The organism is Oleiphilus sp. HI0117 (genome assembly GCF_001635235.1).
This window is the reverse complement of the sequence record NZ_LWGA01000074.1, coordinates 1-1,176: the sequence shown is the minus strand read 5'-3', so window position 1 is coordinate 1,176 and position 1,176 is coordinate 1. Positions and strand designations below refer to the sequence as shown.

2 protein-coding genes are annotated in these 1,176 nt (G+C 42.0%); both read right to left on the bottom strand.

Features of this window, described 5'->3' with window-relative positions:
• Positions 1-254 precede the first annotated feature (254 nt).
• Positions 255-737 carry an EAL domain-containing protein gene (locus A3757_RS01125; RefSeq protein ID WP_068638188.1) on the bottom strand — a complete coding sequence of 161 codons (483 nt, stop codon included), beginning with the start codon at positions 735-737 and terminating at the stop codon, positions 255-257.
• Positions 738-784: 47 nt separating this feature from the next.
• The coding region (locus A3757_RS01120; protein ID WP_068739014.1) for a response regulator at positions 785-1,176 on the bottom strand (392 nt) is incomplete at its 5' end.

Here is a 1,176-nt window from a genome sequence, read left to right as displayed (position 1 = left end):
CAACACTCAATAATTCATGGCCCTCTATACACTTTGGAATCACTAATAAAGAACATGATGAGTAGCAGCAAACCCGACAATTCGTGAGCCCAAGCAATNGGAGAGGAAAATAATGAACGCAAAATAACGTCACTAATTACAAGTAAGACCAGTGACGGCAGAACAAACAAGGTGTTAAGACCGTTTAAGAAATTAACGAGTTTTTTTAAGATTTGGTCAAGCATAGAATGGAAGCGACGGAGGGTTCACGCTTATTAGCTTGACTCTTGATCAGGTAAGGGGCCAGGCATCACGATGCCAAATCCTTGAGCAAAGTCTATTCCAATTTCTCTTAGCGCTTCGCAAGTCGCATCATCCTCAACAAACTCTGCGATCGTCTCTAGACCCGCTGCGTGCGCTATCATATTGCACGACTCCACAATCCCTCTATCAATACTGTCGCTCAACATATTCTTAACAAAGCTCCCATCAATCTTCAGGAAGTCGACAGGAATCGTTTTAAGATAAGAAAAAGAGCTCAAACCAACACCAAAATCATCTAGCGCAAACTTAAAGCCTAGCCCTCTAATTTCATTAATAAACTCTACCGCATCAACCAGGTTATCGATTGCAGAGGTTTCTGTAATTTCAAAACAAATTCTCTGAGGCAGCAGGTCATATTCTTTTTGCCAGATCTTGATATCATCAAAAAATGACTGATCACTCAAGGTTGAACCTGACATCGTCTTCGGAGTCATCGACGATTAATATTCGTATAATCTTACCTTCCACTAAATGCATATAGCTACCTTGATACCGGAGAAAGGTTAATGTCTAACCAATAATTCCGAAGTGCTGAGATATTGTCTTTAAATTCATTTATATCAAAAGACTTTTGAATATAGCTGTTTGCGCCGGCCCGATAACCTTCCTGAACATCTCTCTCTTCATCGGAGGAGGTTAGGATGACAACAGGTAGGCATTGAGTGTCCAGGTTGTGACGAAGCTCTTTCAACACATCCAGACCATGAACTTTTGGCAAATTCAAATCGAGGAAAACCACCCTTATCTCAGGGTCGAACTGCTGGCCAGCGTACTGCCCCTTTCCACACAGGTAATCAATCGCCTCTTGCCCATCCCTAACAATGACAACATCTTTCTGCTCTACGCCCGCTTTTTTAAGCGCAAACAAAGCCA